Source organism: Helicobacter pylori, from assembly GCF_015904775.1.
Classification (GTDB): Bacteria; Campylobacterota; Campylobacteria; order Campylobacterales; family Helicobacteraceae; genus Helicobacter; species Helicobacter pylori_DM.
This window is the reverse complement of sequence record NZ_JADZNC010000001.1, coordinates 211,516-229,953: the sequence shown is the minus strand read 5'-3', so window position 1 is coordinate 229,953 and position 18,438 is coordinate 211,516. Positions and strand designations below refer to the sequence as shown.

The 18,438-nt window shown below is 36.4% G+C and carries 10 protein-coding genes and 1 pseudogene; 5 read left to right on the top strand and 6 right to left on the bottom strand.

Going from position 1 to position 18,438, the window contains the following annotated elements; all coding sequences use genetic code 11:
* The first annotated feature begins 27 nt into the window (after positions 1-27).
* The 4 genes and pseudogenes from I6852_RS01060 (at position 28) to I6852_RS01045 (ending at position 6,041) form a co-directional block, all read left to right on the top strand.
* Positions 28-2,619 carry a TonB-dependent receptor gene (locus I6852_RS01060; protein ID WP_197291640.1) on the top strand — a complete coding sequence of 864 codons (2,592 nt, stop codon included), beginning with the start codon at positions 28-30 and terminating at the stop codon, positions 2,617-2,619.
* 226 nt (positions 2,620-2,845) lie between these two features.
* Positions 2,846-4,018, top strand: coding sequence for an aminotransferase class V-fold PLP-dependent enzyme (locus tag I6852_RS01055; RefSeq protein ID WP_197291641.1), 1,173 nt, complete (start codon positions 2,846-2,848; stop codon positions 4,016-4,018).
* Between the two features lie 93 nt (positions 4,019-4,111).
* A complete protein-coding gene (gene nusA / locus I6852_RS01050; RefSeq protein ID WP_197291642.1) occupies positions 4,112-5,299 on the top strand; it encodes a transcription termination factor NusA in 1,188 nt (395 codons plus the stop codon).
* A gap of 56 nt (positions 5,300-5,355) precedes the next feature.
* Positions 5,356-6,041 (top strand): annotated as a pseudogene (locus I6852_RS01045) (CAAX protease).
* Positions 6,042-6,912: 871 nt separating this feature from the next.
* Here I6852_RS01045 and I6852_RS01040 read toward each other — a convergent pair.
* The 6 genes from I6852_RS01040 to recG form a co-directional block, all read right to left on the bottom strand.
* A complete protein-coding gene (locus I6852_RS01040; RefSeq protein WP_197291643.1) occupies positions 6,913-7,452 on the bottom strand; it encodes a hypothetical protein in 540 nt (179 codons plus the stop codon).
* Complete coding sequence (locus tag I6852_RS01035) at positions 7,453-11,025, bottom strand: type IIG restriction enzyme/methyltransferase (protein ID WP_197291644.1); 3,573 nt, start codon at positions 11,023-11,025, stop codon at positions 7,453-7,455.
* Between the two features lie 118 nt (positions 11,026-11,143).
* Positions 11,144-14,053, bottom strand: a complete 2,910-nt coding sequence (locus I6852_RS01030) for a restriction endonuclease (protein ID WP_197291645.1) — start codon at positions 14,051-14,053, stop codon at positions 11,144-11,146.
* A 2-nt stretch (positions 14,054-14,055) separates the two neighbouring features.
* Entirely contained in the window at positions 14,056-14,637 is a 582-nt protein-coding gene (locus tag I6852_RS07930) for a site-specific DNA-methyltransferase (protein ID WP_231626075.1), read from the bottom strand.
* The gene (locus I6852_RS01025) at positions 14,634-16,097 is read right to left on the bottom strand and encodes a site-specific DNA-methyltransferase (protein WP_231626074.1); all 1,464 of its coding nucleotides are present in this window, start codon (positions 16,095-16,097) and stop codon (positions 14,634-14,636) included. Before I6852_RS01025 ends, I6852_RS07930 begins: the two co-directional genes overlap by 4 nt.
* A gap of 43 nt (positions 16,098-16,140) precedes the next feature.
* Positions 16,141-18,012, bottom strand: coding sequence for an ATP-dependent DNA helicase RecG (recG, locus tag I6852_RS01020; RefSeq protein WP_197291646.1), 1,872 nt, complete (start codon positions 18,010-18,012; stop codon positions 16,141-16,143).
* 76 nt (positions 18,013-18,088) lie between these two features.
* Here recG and I6852_RS01015 point away from each other — a divergent pair, with 76 nt between their 5' ends.
* Entirely contained in the window at positions 18,089-18,436 is a 348-nt protein-coding gene (locus tag I6852_RS01015; RefSeq protein WP_150246371.1) for a hypothetical protein, read from the top strand.
* Positions 18,437-18,438: the final 2 nt, after the last annotated feature.

Below are 18,438 nucleotides of genomic sequence, written 5' to 3'. Positions count from 1 at the left end.
AGAAAGTAAATAAAAAGGCTAAAAGAAATGCTTAGAAATCAATTTCGTATCGTGTTTGTCTCTTGTATTGTCGCTAGCAATTTGCAAGCTCAAGAAACAACCCACACTTTGGGTAAGGTAACCACTAAGGGTGAAAGGACTTTTGAATACAACAATAAAATGTATATTGAAAGGAAAGAGCTCCAACAGCGCCAAAGTAACCAAATCCGTGATATTTTTAGGACTCGAGCGGATGTGAATGTGGCAAGTGGGGGCTTGATGGCGCAAAAAATCTATGTTAGGGGGATTGAGAGCCGTCTCTTAAGGGTAACGATAGATGGCGTCGCTCAAAATGGTAACATTTTCCACCATGACGCTAACACCGTGATCGATCCTAATATGATTAAAGAAGTGGAAGTGATTAAGGGGGCGGCGAACGCTTCAGCAGGACCAGGTGCGGTTGCGGGTAAATTGTCTTTCACCACGATTGACGCTAACGACTTCTTAAGAAAGAATCAAACTTATGGGGCTAAAGCGGAAGCGGGCTTTTATACCAACTTTGGGTATCGCATGAACGCCACTGCGGCTTACCGGGGTAAAAATTGGGACATACTCGCTTATTACAACCATCAAAATATTTTTTATTACAGAGACGGGAACAACGCTTTTAGGGATCTCTTCCACCCTACTTTTGACTTGCAAGATCCGAGCAATAGCGACATTGGCGTAGGGACTCCGAGTGAAGTCAATAGCGTTTTAGGTAAAGTCAATGGCTATATCAACGACACGGATACCATCAGCTTAAGCTACAACATGACAAGGGAAAATTCCACCAGGCTTTTACGCCCTAACACCACTTCAGCCCTCTCCAAAGCCAATGACCCAGGAAGCCAGCCAGCGCCTTTTGTGATTGACTTTGGGAAAGAATTAGCCCATACGATCAACTTCAACCACAATTTGAGCCTGAAATACAAGCATGATGGAGGCACTAGTTTTAGTCAGCCGCGCGTTGAATCCACTGCCTTTTTAGGGGTAAGGGGGGGCGATTATAACCCTGTGGTGAATCCTTTCGCTTACAATTCTAATGAGCCAGCCAACCCGGATTATATCCCTGAAGTGAAAGAGTGGTGTAACAATCCGGATAATATCAGCCAATGCACGCAAGGGGCTATCAGGCCTTCTAATGGAGGCTATCAAATAGGCTATGGGCAGCCGGGTTCGATCAATTGGCAAGGCGCTTCTGCAATTTCCACAGGATCTAGTATTTACCATGGGCTTGTCCCTAAAAATCCTGATTATGACATGACCCCCCCTAACGCTCAAAACCCTAGTGCAAACGATTGGACTTTAGGGAATGCGGACGCTGAGGGGACTTTAGCCAGAAGGATTTTCTTAATCAACTCAGGCGTTAATTTTAAAGTAACCCACCCCATTAGCGAAGATTATGGGAATGTGTTTGAATACGGCATGATTTATCAAAACCTGAGCGTTTTCTCTGGACTGGATAAAGGCAAAAACGGCTATTATAAAAACAATATTGACCCTAACGACCCTAATGGGCCGGGCTTGCCTTACCGCCATTACTACACCGATCAAAGCTCTCAATACCCTCAAAATCTAAACACGCCTAACCCGCTCTATCGTAACATGCCCCAAAATTCGCATGCGATCGGTAATATCATCGGAGGGTTTATGCAAGCGAACTACAATATTTTAAGCAATGTGATCGTGGGTGCGGGAACTCGTTATGATATTTACACCTTGCTAGATAAAAACGGCCGCACGCATGTAACTTCTGGTTTCTCGCCTTCTGCAACCGTGCTTTATAACCCCATTGAAAGCATTGGCTTGAAAGTGAGTTATGCGTATGTAACTAAGGGGGCTTTGCCTGGCGATGGCGTTTTGATGCGCGATCCTACGGTGATTTATCAAAGGAACTTGCGCCCTGCGATCGGTCAAAATGTGGAATTCAATGTGGATTACAACAGCAAGTATTTCAATGTGCGCGGGGCAGCGTTCTATCAAGTCATCAATAACTTCATCAACAGCTACGGGCAAGACACTTCTAAAAATGGTGGGGGTAACGCGACTGCAAAAAACATGTCAGGGAATTTACCCGAAACCATTAATATTTATGGTTATGAAGTTTCAGGGAATGTGCAATATAAAAATTTCGTAGGGACTTTCTCAGTAGCTCGCTCTTGGCCGACAGCTAGGGGGCATTTATTAGCCGATACTTACGCTTTAGCCGCCACGACTGGGAATGTGTTTATCTTAAAAGCCGATTACAATATCCACAAATGGGGGCTTACTTTAACTTGGCTCTCACGCTTTGTAACCAATATGTTCTATGAAGGCTATTCTATCTACTACCCCCAATACGGCTTGATGAAAATCCATAAACCCGGGTATGGCGTGCATAATGTCTTTATCAACTGGACCCCCACTTCTAAAAAATGGCAGGGTTTAAGGATTTCAGCCGTGTTTAACAATATCTTAAATAAGCAATATGTCAGCCAGGCTTCCGTGTGGCAAGCGAGCGCGGACGCTCCAGCGAGCGATATGATCCCTAAAAATAAACGCATGGCGCTCCCAGCCCCTGGATTTAACGCGCGTTTTGAGGTATCCTATCAGTTCTAAAATTAAAGAAATCTTAGGATTTCTTTTTGAATTTTGAACATGGAAACAAACATGAAAAAGCCCTATAGAAACCGCCAAACTCTATGGAAAAAATTCCGCTCGCTCAACAAACTCATTAAGACGCTCTTAAGGATTTTAAAAAAGTAGTTTTATCAAAAATTTAGCGGGTTTAGATTAAAATAACGCTTTATTTTAACTCTCAAAAAAGGAACCAAACGCGCTTATTATGGCTAATATCACGACTAAAGAAACGCTCCTAATAACCCCGGATCTTTTGAAAAGCCCTTATCAAAAAATCATCAACGCGAGCGCGAGCGTTTTTGATGAAAAACATGGGCGATCGTTTTTTAGCCCGCAATTTTATGAAAAAATTGAACCTTATTTAAAAGAAGTTTTAACCCAACCCATTGATTTAGAATGCGATCTCAACACCGCTAAAAAAACGAACCGCTTAACCCCCTTAAAACAGCTTTTTAAGGCGTGTTTTAACGCTGAAGAGGTTTTGATTGTGAATAACAACACCAGTGCGGTATTTCTCATCGCTAACGCTTTAGCGCAAGAAAAAGAAATCATTGTTTCTTATGGCGAATTAGTGGGGGGGGATTTTAACCTTAAAGATATTTTATTGAGTAGTGGGGCTAGGCTGCATTTAGTGGGGAATATTAATCGCACTTATTTAAGGGATTACCGCTTGGCCTTGAATGAAAACAGCAAAATGCTCTTTAAAACCCACAACCCCGCTTTTCAAAAAGACACGCCCTTTAAAGATTTGCAAGCCCTGGCTAAAGAGCATGATTTGATTGATTATTACAATTTAGGGGATGTGGATTTATTAAATAGAACGGCTTTAGAAGAGGTTTTAGCCCTAAAACCATCGCTTTTAAGCTTTAGCGCGGATAAATGCTTTAACAGCGTTCAAGCCGGCATTATTATGGGGCAAAAAGAATGGGTTGAAATGTTAAAAAACCACCCCCTTTATAGAGCCTTGAGAGCGGATAAGATCACGCTCACCTTGCTTTTTTGCAGCCTAAAAGCATGGGTCAATCATCAAGAAGAAATTGCAATCCATGCGTTATTAAACCAAACTAAAGACGCCTTATTGCAAAAAGCCCTCAAACTCTACGCCCTTTTAAAGCCTTTAGAATTGAATGTGAGCATAGCCTCTAGCTTTTCTAAAATAGGGAATTTGCCCGATAGAGAATTAGAATCCTTTTGCGTGAAAATCCAGCCCAAAAACACCCGCGCTTTAAATAGTGAGAAACTTTATTTAAAGCTTTTTCAAAAAGGCGTTATTACAAGAATTTCATGCGAATTTGTGTGCTTTGAAGTCTTTAGCCTGAATGAAAAAGATTTGGAAAAAATCGCTCTGGTTTTAAAAGAAATCCTTAACAAGGCTTAAAAATTCGCTATAATAGAATTTCTTTTAAACGCGCCGCTCCCCCACAACAGAATGACAGAAAACGACAGAACATCAATTTAAAGGAACTTAAGAATGGAAAAAATCAGCGATCTTATAGAATGCATTGCGTATGAAAAAAATTTGCCTAAAGAGATGATTTCAAAAGTGATTCAAGACTGTTTGTTAAAAATGGCGCAAAATGAGTTAGACCCCCTAGCGCGCTACTTGGTGGTTGAAGAAAACAAGCAGCTCCAGCTTATCCAGTTGGTGGAAGTTTTAGAAGATGATGATGAAAGGTTAATTAACGATCCTTCTAAATACATCAGCCTGTCTAAAGCCAAAGAAATGGATCCAAGCGTTAAGATTAAAGACGAATTGTCTTACAGCTTGAGTTTGGAGAGCATGAAACAAGGAGCGATCAACCGCCTTTTTAAAGATTTGCAATACCAGTTAGAAAAAGCGTTAGAAGACAGCCACTTTGAAGCGTTTCAAAAGCGTCTCAACAGCGTTTTAATGGGGCGAGTGATTTTAGTGGATCACAATCAAAACACCTTTGTTGAGATTGAGCAGCAATTTCAGGGCGTTCTTTCCATGCGCCATCGCATTAAGGGCGAGAGTTTTAAAGTGGGCGATAGCATTAAAGCGGTTTTAACGCAAGTCAAACGCACAAAAAAAGGCTTACTATTAGAGCTGAGCCGCACCACCCCTAAAATGCTTGAAGCTTTGTTGGAATTAGAAGTCCCTGAAATTAAAGATAAAGAAATTGAAATCATCCATTGCACGCGAATCCCAGGCAACAGAGCGAAAGTGAGCTTTTTTTCCCATAACGCTAGGATTGATCCCATAGGTGCGGCGGTGGGGGTTAAGGGCGTGCGCATTAATGCGATCAGTAACGAATTGAATAAAGAAAACATTGATTGCATAGAGTATTCTAATGTGCCTGAAATTTATATCACTCTCGCACTCGCTCCAGCCAAAATTTTAAGCGTTGAAATTAAAAAAATCCCTATAGAAGAATTGAGTGCTGAAGAAAAAGAATCCATTCAAGAGCGTTTTATCGTCAATAACCATTTGCAAAGGGCTAAAGTGCGCTTGTTAGACGTTGAAAAATCTAAGGCTATCGGTAAAGGCGGGGTGAATGTGTGCTTAGCGTCCATGCTTACAGGCTATCACATAGAGTTTGAAACCATTCCTAGCGTGAAAGAAAACGCAGAAAATGAAAGCGAAAAAGAAACGCAAAAAGTAGGGGTAGAAGCTTTAGAGTCTTTGTTTAAGAATTAAAATGATTTCTGTGAAACTTATTGAGTCCTTAATCAAAAGGACTTTAAGAAAATACTATGCAAGATTTACAAGATTTTAAAAATAATATTACGCTCATTCTATCTGAAGAAAGATTAGCCGCTTATGACAGCCTAGAGCAATACAAAGAAAATTTAAAACTCATTTCTTTCATCACGCCTAAAATTTCTAATTTAGAGATTTATTTACGCAACGCTTTAGACTATTGCTTGACTCAAATGAAAGGGAGCGAATGGGTGTTTAATGAAAATTCTTTAACAGATTTAATTAACGAACAAAAAGAAAAGAAAAAAGAAATCACGCATTCTTTGATTTTATCTAAAATGTCTTTAGGGGCAGTGATCAGGCTTATTTTTTGTTATACATTAGAGAGGGTAATATTAGATTTGAGAGCGTATCGTTTTAGAGCTTATTATCACGAAAATAAAGATACCTTGCTTATTAAAGGCAAAAAACGCCTTCTTTACAATTATATTAAAGCCCATATTGCTTTAAACTTGTTATGGACGATTAGAAATCGCGCGTATCATTGGGAAAACTTACTCAAAATCCAACCGAACAACCGCCCACGAATAACCCCACACCATTCAATGGAAAAACAGAAAACATTCCAATGGACAAAATTTTAGTGATTGGTGTTGAGCCTAATAAAATTACCTTATTTCTAGATGACTTGATCAAAAGCATTGGGAACAAAGATTTTGAAAATCTAAGTAGTTTGTAAAAAGTGGGCTACTGAAGCCCTTATAATGTAGGTGCATTATAACTCAAAAATCAAAATAAATCAAATTTCTTAAAAGCTTACTCGCTTTTTTCATTTTTTAACAATCCTTTTAACACAAGAGCCACTTTTTTATTTAATTCTTCCACTAACATTACTCTCTTTTTGAAAGTTTTCCTGTTGCCAATATACAGATTCAAAAGCGATTTTATCGTATTTTTTAGTTTTTAAGGCGTTTGCTTTAAACACCACGCCCCCCACTATTCTTTATATGGTTTTATTCCAAAGCCATGCGTTAGAAAAAGCTTTTTTAATCTTTAAATGGCGTTTGATTGTTCTTGCTTGTTTTAAGGGTTAGGATAAAATAATGTTCACCCCCTAATTTTTATTCCACTAGAGATTAGGGGGTAAATTACCTTCAAAGGATTACTATGTCCAAAAAACATGGTAAAAAGCCCTTGTATTATACTTAAAAATACTTTTTTTAAGTATAGGGTTAAAATCGTTGTTAAAAAAACCCATTAAGCCAAAGGTTTCCCCTATTTAAGGGGTTTCCTTTAAGGTAAAGCGTTTTTTATTTCTTGTGAAGTTTTTTAATATGATTTTAAATTAGTGATTTAAAGCTTTTATAAAAATCGTTTTTGTAAGATTAGGATAAAATAACGCTCACCCCCTAGTTTTTATTTTGCTAGAGATTAGGGGGTAAAGTTTGTCTAGGAGACTTCTATGAGAAAAAATCATAGTAAATACTCAAACATTATACCTAAAAATCAGTTTTTTAGGGTTTTGTTTGGAATTAAAAATCAAACGATAGTTTTTCAAGAGTCCCCCTTTTTTAAAGGGGGGTGTTTCTTAGACAAAGAACAAGTGCTTTTTATTTGTTCTGTTGCCAATAGATAGATTTAAAAGCAATTTCATGGTATTTTTTTATAGCCCTTAAAACATCTGGTTTGACAATATAATCGCTTTCTGTTGGTTCAAAAAAATTTCTCAACTTAAAAAAACCTATTAAATCAAGACGACCTATCAAACGATCAAGCTCATCTGTTCTAGGAATTTTATTTTGTTTTTTAGAATAACATTCATAAAGTTCTTTTTTTATCTTATCAGGGAATTGATGAATTTTAAGGGCAATTTTTTGATCTATTAGATCTTGTTCGTATTTTTTAACTTCACACCAACGATATACTTTACCAACAATAAAGAAAAAAGAGTAAAAGAAAAGGAAAATAGAGGAAAAAGAAAAAGAAAAAGAAAGGATTTTGTTTTGAGTGTATTGGAAAATAGACTCAAAAATAAAGTGAAAAACCCCTTTTGGATTTACAATAAAAACAATAAGCGAAACGACAAAAGCAAGCAGAAAAGAAATCCTTGATCTCATTTCATGCAATATCTTTTCAAATAACTTTTCCATTCACTGCCCGTCTTCAATAATTTTAATTTCTTCATCGGTGAGGTTGTAAAGCTGATAGACTAAAGCGTCAATTTCTTTTTCTGATCTTTGAGTGTTGGCTTTAGGATCTTTTTCTTTTAGCGCTAGGATTTGCTTCGTGCAATCGGTGATTTTATCGGCTGTAGGCTTGTTTGATTTGGTGATTTGTGGGATTGGAAGAGTTTCAAGTTCATATAAATTAACATGGTTATTAGTGCTTGTTTTTCTAAATAGCCAATCAAGAAGTCTAGAATTTAGCAACCCAACAAGAAATTTTGCATGCTCTCGCTCTTTACAATATGAAAGATTACAAGTATCCAAAAAAAGCATTTCTTGATTCTTTACTTCTATAAGATTAGCATGAATGCGATAAGCGTCTGAAGTCCCTGTAATATTTTGTGTTACGATGATATTTTGATAGTAATTTTTTTCAAAAATTTGTTGAGTGATCTGATTATCTTTTGCAAATAAATATTGCGTGTCTAAAAAATACCTGTGGCAATTTGCACCCTTGTAAATACGACCATTAGTTTCTTTTTGATCTTGAATATCTTTTAAATGTATGGTGTTAATGTTGCCTTGTAGAGATTTTTCCAATAAATCTCTAAGTAAAATCTTGTCTGTTTTGATCTTTCTAACAATTTCCATTTCCCCGCTTTTAATTAGCGGTATTTCATAAAGTGGGAAAAATTTTAAAATTTCATCTTGCTTGATTTGTTCATATTGAATCTGGTTCATTTGGATTTGAGTGTTATTGATAGCAATTTTAAAGGCATGTTCTTTACTAGGTCTATCTTTTAAAAATTCTAATATGCATACCCCTTGAATCACATTGCTGAATAATTTTTGTTTTTTATTGAACTCCACAAAATAATGTATTTGGCAATATTTTAACAATAATTCTCTCGTAAATTGTGCAGAACAATCACACATGATTGAACTTTGTGTGATAAGAGATATTAGTCCTTTTTGTTTGGTTAGATTAAAACCAAGCTCAATAAAAATTTTGTAGGTATTTTGTTTTCCAATATCTTTTCCCTCACTAAAAGGATAAAAAATAGATGAATACAATCCTTTTTTAACTTGCATATAAGGCGGATTCCCAATGATGCAATCAAAGCCTAAAAAATCCCCCTCATCGTCTAGCACTTCAGGGAATTCAAAGCGCCATTCAAACGCATTGTGATACTCTCTACCACTCAAGGCATCATCAAGCTTTTTCCTCAAAGCTCTAATACGCCCATAAGACGCAAAAGCCTCTTCCTCTTCTTTAGGGCTTAGTTTAAGCGTGCCAAAAAGATTTTTTACTCTCACACCCATGTCTAATCCGTCTAGCAAACTCTTATCGTCTAGGGCAAAATCATTGTATTTTGTGATGTGTTTTTCAATAGCCTTTTCAAGCTCTGCTTTGGTTTTAGGATCTTTAAGCGTGAGGGAAAAAGTGTTTTTTAAGTCTTGGATTTTGTTGATAAGATCTTGCTTATTTAAGGGATAGAGAGGGTTTGGGTCTTTGTATTGAACGACTAGATCTTTATATTCTTGGATTTTTTTCTTAATATTGGGGATCTTTTTGAGATCGTCATTCAAATTAAAGCGTGAGATCAAGCTGTTAGCGCACTTAATGTTAATATCAATGTTGGGGAGGGTTTCAAGATTGTTGGTGTTCTTACCCTCTTCAAAAATATAATAGCTGTATTTTAAAAGCTCTATCCATAGCCTGAGCTTGGTGATTTCGCAAGAATTGGGGTTAATATCCACGCCAAAAAGGCAGTTTTCAATGATGGATTTTTTAAGCTCAAAAAGTTCCTTTTGGATGTGGTGGTGGGGGTCGTTTTCGCTATCTGGTTTTTTGTAGTTAAAGATTTCACCCGTTGGCGTGTAGTGAATGATGATTTCATCGTTTTCTAATTTAAGATCGTAGCGATACAAGGAAGCAATAAGCCCTAACTCATAAGCAATCCACACCATTTCATTGAGCGCTGAAACCAAGAAATGCCCGCTCCCCACCGCCGGATCGCAAACGCGTAAAGTGAGAAGGAGTTGCAAGTATTCTTTAGCTTTTTCATTTGAAAAATTTCTGTCTATTTTTTCTCGCAACGCTTTTAGATTTTCGCAGTCCCACTGATAAGTGGCGTTGAATTTATCCAACACGATGGGCGTGATACTCTCTTTACACATGTAGCTTGTAATAAAGCTTGGGGTATAAAAGCTCCCCTCTTTATAGCCGTTGAGTTTTTCAAAAACAAGCCCTAAAACGCTAGGGTTAATCAAACGGCTTTCGCTAGTATCGGTATTATCTTTAATGTCTTTAGGGGTGGTGGTGAATTTATAAAGACGCAAAAATGCAAAAAGGTATTTTAGCAAGGGTAAATCTTTTTCTTTTTGATAATCTTTATGTTTTTTGAGAACGGATTTAGGATAAATCTCTAAAGATTTGTTACTGAGCAATTTGATTTCATGCCCCTTTAATTCTAAAGGCGTTTGATCAAACAAACTGGAATTCAAATAAGGGATTTTTTCTAAGATCTTGTCTTCTTTAATTTCTTTTAAACGCTCGCTTTTTTTCTTAGCTAGGACTTCAAAAAAGAGGGTGTTTAGGGCGTTGAAATCGTTAAAGTTTTCTGTGGTTAAGAAAGGATTTTCAAAATGCTTGAACGAGATTAAAAGGCTTTCTAAAAGCCGTAAAAACAAGATGCGGTTATTCAAAGCGATGAGTAACGCCATGACTTCTTCATCTTCTAAATTTGTATATGAATATTTTAAAGCAGCGCTTAGGGAGTTTTCGGTGCGGCTGGGCTTGATTAAAATTTTCCCTTTGTCATTTTGCTCTTCTAACCCTAAAATATAGAGCAATTCTTCATAAAAATCTTTGTTAAGCGTGTTAGCGTCAAGGGTTTTCTTTTGTTTTAAAAGGATTTCTTGGCTTAAAACTTGATAAATCAAAGGAAGTTCTTTAAAATCATCGCTCAAATTAAAGTGAGTGTAGCGGAGTTCGCCTTGAAAATCTTTTTGCAAATATTGTTCTAAATCTTTGTAAAATTTTGGTTTTGAAGAGTCTGTGCCTTCTTTTTGAGCGTAATTTTTATAGAATTTTTTGATGCGTTTATCTTCTTTTAAAAAGAGCAAATCCTTACAATCAAAGAGGAAAAATTCATGCGCGTTGCAAATAATGGCGTGTTTTAGGGAGTTGTTGTTTTCTATCTCTTTTAAAAAATAAAAAACCATTTGACAAAAGGCTTTACTGAGCGGGTTTTCTCTGTCTTTGGGGAATTCGTTCCTATTATTTAGGGCTTTGACTTCAATAAGCACCCGAACTTCTTTACCCACATAGATCGCGCTATCCACTTTGTCATAAGTATTGCAGTCATAGCCATAGGCATTTTTTAAAAACTTATTGATTTCATTTTTTTGAAATTCTTCATCATCTTGTCTTGGCACGTTTTCTAGTAAGCTGTTTATTTCTTTTTCAAATTTTTCTATAGTTTCTGTTGTGGGTGTTGGGGGATTGTATTTTTTAATGAAATCCTTGAGTAAAATGCGAGTGAAACTCATCATAAAACGCCTTTAAAATGGGATAAAAACGATTGTAACAAAAGTGGTATGAATTTTAAATAAAACGCTTTTCTTTAAAATTGTTCCATGTGAAACATTAGAGTAATTGAGCTTATTAACTCTAATCTTTACGATTTAAAACTTCATTGATCAACGCGCTTAATTGATCATTACTCAACTTGGTTTGGTATTCAATATTCACGCCTTGCTTTTTTAAAGCTTCAAAAAATTTCTTAGCGGTTGAAATTTTCCGCTCTTCTTCAGGGCGCAATTCGCTTTTTTTATCAACCCCCTTAGTTTCCACCACTAATAACACTTTTTTATCGTTGTTTTCAACCACATACCCAAAATCAGGGCTATAAGTTTGATTTAACCCTATTGGGATTTTAACCTTAGGGAGCTTACCAAAAACAATGATTTTAGTGTCGTTAGATTCTTCAATTGTGTCTTTTTCAATCTCGCTATCCACTTGCATGAAATTTTCATACAGGCATTTTTCTTGAGCGCTTGGATTTTTAATTTCATATTTATCCGCCCCCAAACTCCCGTCTAAAAACTCTCTAATCTCTCCCTTTTCATCATAAAACGCATCGTTTTTTCTGTTTTTAATCGTCGTTTCGCGCATTTGATAGGAAATTTTATCTTCAATATTTTGATAAATGATTTCCAAAAACAGCTCTTCTAAGCGCTTTAAGCTCTCTTGTTCGTTTTTTTTAATTTCATTAAACTTGTTTTCATCAATGTTTTCCAACACTTTAGCCACGCTTTTAAAACTCAATTTCACCTTATTAGACAAGGCGCTGATAAATTCATGCAAGCTCCACACGCATGCGCTTTCTCGCTCAAAAATCTCTGTTTTGGCGTTATTCCCCATCGTTTCTACTTTTTTATGCGTCGTAACTGAAACGATTTTTGAACTAACATTAAAAGAAGAATTAATATTTTTAACAATCTCATCAATCAAGCTCTCGCTATCAATGGCATAAGCGATCCGGGCTTGATGATTCAAACCCGCCCATAAGGTTTCAAATTTTTTAAAATTTTCTTTATTGATTTTGATTTTTTCAGTTTTTCGCTCGTTTTTGTCCCTCACTCTAGAATTACCAATCAAACGATCTTTTAAAAAATCTTTTAATTTTTCAAAATCCAAGTATGTTTCATCTTTTAATGTTTCTAGTTCCGGCACTTTTTTTAAAAATTCGTTTTGATTGAGAGTGAGTTTAAAGCTTTCATCACCTGTTTTTTCTCCAAAACCCAAACCCTCTAATGTTTCAAATAAAACCCCGTAATACCCTTTTTTAACCATGCCGCTTTTTTCTAACTCTTCTGCGCTAAATTCTTGTTTGATCAAGCTGTGTTCGCTTATCTCTTGCTGGATCGCTCCCACAAAATCCCCCTCCACTTGCGGCACGATCACGACTAATTCATTGACAAAATCAAAATCAACATGCTCTTTAGTGATGCGTTCGCCCTTATCATTCACAGCGAGCCTTAGCCCCCTACCGATTTGTTGCAATTTAGTGATATTGGAATGGCTAGGGGCTAATTTGCAAATCGTCATCACATTAGGGTTATCCCACCCCTCTTGCAACGCCCATTGCGAAAAAATAAACCTGAGATCGGAATCAAAACTCAGCAATTTTTCTTTTTCTTTTAAAATGAGTTCAATCGCTTTAGCTTCATCGCTCTCTTTCTTGCTTTTAGCAAAATACCCTCCATGCACTTTGTAAATAGCGTCTTTGGTGCGCTCTAAATACGCCCTATAATTTTCATCTAAAGGCTTTTTTAAGACTTCTTCAAGCTTTTGTTGGTAGAGTTTTTCAAATAAAAGGGCCAATTTAGCCGGCTTTTCATTCTCGCTTAAATAGCTATTCACCCCGCTAATAAACACCATGCACAAGGCTTTAATCCCCTTTTTAAAAAGCCCTTCTTCTCTTTCAAAATGGCTTTTTATCGCTTCTTTCAGCATCACTTCTTGCTCGCCCTCTACAAAATAAGAAAAAGGCTCTTTTTGATCCAGCAACAAATTAACGCCGTTCAAAAAACGAACCTCATTTTTAGCGATGTTTTCTACAATGTAATCTTCTAAAGCGCTGATATGAGTTAGCGCCCCTAAATTATCATGCGTTTTGACTTTGACGCTTTGAGTTTTATTTTCCAAATTCGTGTAATTGATCGTGGCTTCATTTTGTTTTTTGTTAGCCTCTTTAAGCTCTAAAAAATACTCATCACTCTCCCCCACAGACGCCACGCTAATGCTTTTCACTAGGGCGCAATCAAACGCTTTTTTGCTGTCTAGCGCGTAAATCAAATTATTATAATCATCTTTAAAAGTCGCCCCAAACCTGAGCGTGATTAAAGCGTTTAATTGTTCCAAATATTTTTTTGTTTTATCGCCTAAAAATCGGTGCGGTTCGTCTAAGATCACGATAGGGCGGATACTGGCTAAAGCTTGCATGTAGCTTTTTGCGCCATTGAATAGATTCGTGTTTTCTAAGCATGATTGATTGATAGTGTTTTTCTCTTTATTAAAAGCAGAAAAAGTCATCACCAACACACAGCATTTATGGTTGCTCGCTAGAATGAATCTTTCTGCATTTTCATAGCTTTCTAAATGCGTGTTAGAATACTCGCTTTTAAAAAATTCTCTTGTGATTTCAATACTCTTTAAAACCCCTAATTTAATGGCGTTGCTTGGCACTAAAACGATAAATTTTGACAAATGGTAGTTTTTGTGCAAGGCATAAACGCATTCCAAAAAGCAAAAGGTCTTCCCGGTGCCTGTTTCCATTAAAATATCGCAGTTTAACGACTTCTCAATCCCCACGCTTCCCTGGGTTATTTTTTGCTCTGATCGTAAATCCTCAATATTTTCTAATAAAACACCTTTGAGCACCTCTGTTTCAAAAACAGGGTTAGCAATCCTTTGAGCGTCATTTTCTGGCTCCCTCAAATCAATCCCCTTAAACACCCCTAAAATCTGATTCAAGCATTTTTCTTGATAATCCAATCGTTTGAATTTGATTTTCACCTCTACCCCCTAATCTTTAAATCGCCGCTCTCTAATTTCAAATCAAACAAATTACTGCCCAATTCCAAACACAGCCTATCATTACTGATAGCGGGCATATACATGCTAATTTTTTCCACCCCTTTATCTTTCAAGTTTTCTAAAACCTCGCTCATTTCTATATCCCCCACAATGAAAGCCGTATTTTCAGCCAGATACAAGGCGTTTTCAATCAAGCAGGTTATAGGGGTAGTGAGCTCCAAACCCTCGCAACCTAAAAGCTTGATTAAAATCGTTTGGGTTTCCATTTTGTCAGGGTTAGAATAAGCGAATAAATCCTTTTGATTGGCTTCATTAAGATTTTTATCGTTCGTTTCATCATCAATGATTTCAAACGCTCTAAACCCCACATCTAAATACGGACAAGCTTCTTTGATTTTAGCCCCCGCTCTTTTAATCCTTTCTTCGGTGATGTCAAAAATGCTTGGGGATTCAGATTTTAAGGTGTTCAAACAAAAATCATGCGCGCTTTTGTTGTTTTTGGGATCAATTTTTTCATCTAACTGGACGAGAATGAAGCGCCTTTCTTTAAATGCGACATTCAAGCCATTAAATAACCCCCCCCCTCACTTAATTTTTGATAATCGCTCTTATTACTCTCTAACACCGCATGCGCGGTTGTCCCGCTCCCGGCGAAAAAATCTAAGATGAGATCGCCCTCGTTAGTGGATAATTCAATCAGTCGGTTGATGAGTTTTGTAGGTTTAGGGTTATTGAAAATCTTTTGATTAAAAAGATCATTAACTTCTTTTGTCCCATTACCACCGCCGATATTTTCTATCACATTTCTTGCGGGCGATGACTTGTCTAAAATAGCATAAAATTCGCCGTTTTCATTTTGTTTGACTTGGTTTTTATCTAAAAATTCTTTTTTACAAATTACATATTCATTTCTACTATTTTTTTTAATAGAAATAATATTTTTATTACTATTAAAAGTATCCAACGCCCAAGTCCAACGCCCAAGTCCAACACCCTTTTTTGGAGGTCTTATAATTTCATAACCTTGTTTTAATAAGTCTTGTCTATCACTATAAACTAAATTTTCATCATTACTACTTTTTGCTAATTCTTTATCATAATCATCTACACCTAAAAAATCTAGCGTTTTAGGATTATAGTAAATACTATAACCTAAATTTGCTCGTGCGTTTAAAGTCCCTCCAGCTCCGCCTGTTGTAAGCCCAGCCCCTTCATAATAGTATTTATCATTTTCACAAAATATTTTGACTTCTTTTTTTGAAGTCATGCGATTAAGACTGAGCGCTTTAACATGCTTTGCATAAACAAGAATATTTTCGTAATTGTTTTGAAAATATTGGGCATCATTTTGAGCGTTACCTTTAAGCCAAGTCAAAGATGATAAAAAATTCCCCTCCCCAAAAATTTCATCGCATAAAAGTTTGAGTTGGGCGGCTTCGTTATCGTCAATAGAAATGAAAATCACGCCGTCTTGTTTGAGCAAATCTTTAGCGAGCAACAATCTAGGATACATGAAACTAAGCCACCCGCTATGACATTTTGACCCAAAAAGATTCTTGATATAATCCAGCTTTTCTTTAGAATAATCCAATGTTTTCAAAATCTCTTCATTGGATTGCGAGAAATCATCGCCATAGATAAAATTCTCATTTTTAGTGTTGTAAGGCGGGTCAATGTAAATCATTTTGATTTTTTCGCTATAACTTTGTCTTAAGATTTTGAGAGCGTCTAAATTATCGCCCTTGATGAGAATGTGCTTGCTAGTGGATTCGTTTAAGGACTTTAAAATCTTATTACTTTTCTTAAAAGCTTGATTTAAGGCGATTTTCTTACCCACAAAATCCAACCCATAGCCCTCTTCTTTTATTTCGCTAAAATCCCCTAATAACGCTTTTAATTTTCTTGTATCCAGCGTGAGTTGGTTGTCATTTTCTATACTCAAGCAACCGGGAAAATAACGATTAAAAATTTCTACATTTTTTTCATTAACGCTTTTTTCTCCACCAATTTCTTTATTTTGCATCTCTATCCTTTATTTTAAATGGTTTAAATTACCCAATTCCACCTTAATTTTCAAATGTTCCCCGTGAAACGCTAGCGGCCTTTAAAAAATCCTGTTTCACTTCAGCGATAATGCTTTCATCTCTGGCTAAGTCAATGTATTCAAAACTATTCCCGCTCTGCTCCCCTCCCTGAAGTAAATCCCCGCTTTTTCTGTATTCTAAATCCAATTCAGCGATTTTAAAGCCGTCTAATTCATCAGCAAACTTTTCCAATCGTTCGTTTTCTTCTTGGATCGTGCATAAAAAACAATAGCCTTTCAATCCGTTACGAGACACGCGCCCCCTTAACTGGTGTAAAGTCGCTAAGCCTAACCTTTCGGGCGCTAAAATCACCATCACGCTCAATCGTGGTAAAGAAATGCCCACCTCAATGAGCGTGGTCGCTAAAAGAATGCTCCCTAATTCTCTAAATTCTTCAATCACTTCTTCTTTATTTTTATCTTGCCCTGAAGTGGTATAAACGTTTTTAAAGCGTTTTTGCCAGAAACTCGCCCCCTCACTGAGCGATAAATACGGGATTTTTTCGCTCTCATTCACCAGCGGATAAACGACAATGACTTGGTGGTTTTTAGCGATTTCTTCGCTAATTTTCTCCATCACTATTTTAAATTCTCTTTTATGCAAGACTAGAGTTTCAATTTCTTTAGGGTAAGGGATTTCTCTAATCATGGTCGTTTTCACAAACGCGCTTTTGGCTAAAGCCAGAGTGCGAGGAATGGGGGTAGCGGAAAATTGCAAGGAATGGGGTTTATTGCCCTTACTGCTTGCCATTTTTTCTAATTGGTAGCGCTGCTTGGTGCCAAATCGGTGCTGTTCATCAGTGATCACTAAAGCGAATTCATCTAAATCGCGCTTATCAAACAACAACGCTTGCGTGCCTATAACAACATGCGTGATTTTTTCAAACAAATGATTGGATCGCTTTTTATGGCTCCCGCCGAGCAGTAATTCCACTTCAAAATAAGGGGGTAAAAATTTTAAGGCTTCGTTATAAAGCTGTTTAGCGAGAATGGAAGTGGGTGCCATTAAAAGGGTTTTATTAGGGTAGGCTAATACCATGCTCGCTAAAATCACCATCGTTTTCCCGCACCCCACATCGCCTATAATCAAACGCTTGCACGCTATGGGGCTGGTGAGATCGTTTTGGATTTCTTTAATGGCGTTTTGTTGATCGCGCGTGAGCTTAAAGGGTAAAGAAGCGATAAAATTATCCAAGCGTTCGCTGTTATTGGGGCATGCGATTTTAGCGTTGAATTGCAATTTCTTACGCTCTAAATTTTTCATATAAAAAAGCATTTCAATGTATTTTAATGCATTTAAATGTTGCGAAGGAAAATTTTTATTCGTTTCAAAATCCTTGACAAAATGCGGCGTGGGGAAAAAGATTTCTAACAACAAACGCGCGATATTTTCTTTAACGCCTTCCTTTTTTAAATTTTCTAATGAAATGAGTTTTTGTAAATTTTCTTGTATTTTTTTATGATTTTTAACTTTTTTAAAAATTAAAGAAATTTTTCCAAATTCGGTAAGGATTTTAGGCGTGTTAATGATATAAGCTTGATTAAAAGAGCTTTGCTCTAATTTACCATAAATGAACAAATTCTCGCCGGTTTTAAACTGGTTGTAATAAAACGCGCTGTGATTGAAAAAAACAAGCTCTAAATTTTTGTAAAATCGTTTGGAATAGGCAAAAATCTTTAAAACTTTGGCGTAGTTCCTTTTTTCTAAAATACCCACTTCTAAAACGCCGCTCAAGCCCGTTTCAAAACGCTCTAACAAATTTAAATCCTTATAACCCTTAGGCGTATAAATAAGCAAGGCTTCTAGAAGCGATTTCACGTTCAATGTTTTTAATAAATGATTTATTTCTTGCAATTTGTTCTTAGTCAATCCTTAATCGTTTTTATGATAAAATAAACAAATTATACATTGACTTAAGGAAATTTAATTGATGAAATCTAAAATCACTCATTTTATCGCTATCTCTTTTGTTTTAAGCGTGTTGAGCGCATGCAAAGACGAGCCTAAAAAATCGTCCCAATCGCACCAAAACAACACTAAAACCACTCAAAACAATCCAATCAATCAAGCGAATAAGGATATAAAAAAGATTGAGCATGAAGAAGAAGATGAAAAAGTCACTAAAGAGGTGAATGATCTGATCAATAACGAAAATAAAATTGATGAAATCAATAATGAAGAAAATGTTGATCCTTCGCAAAAAAGAACGAACAATGTTTTGCAACGAGCCACTAACCACCAAGACAATCTTAACTCCCCACTCAACAGGAAGTATTAAAG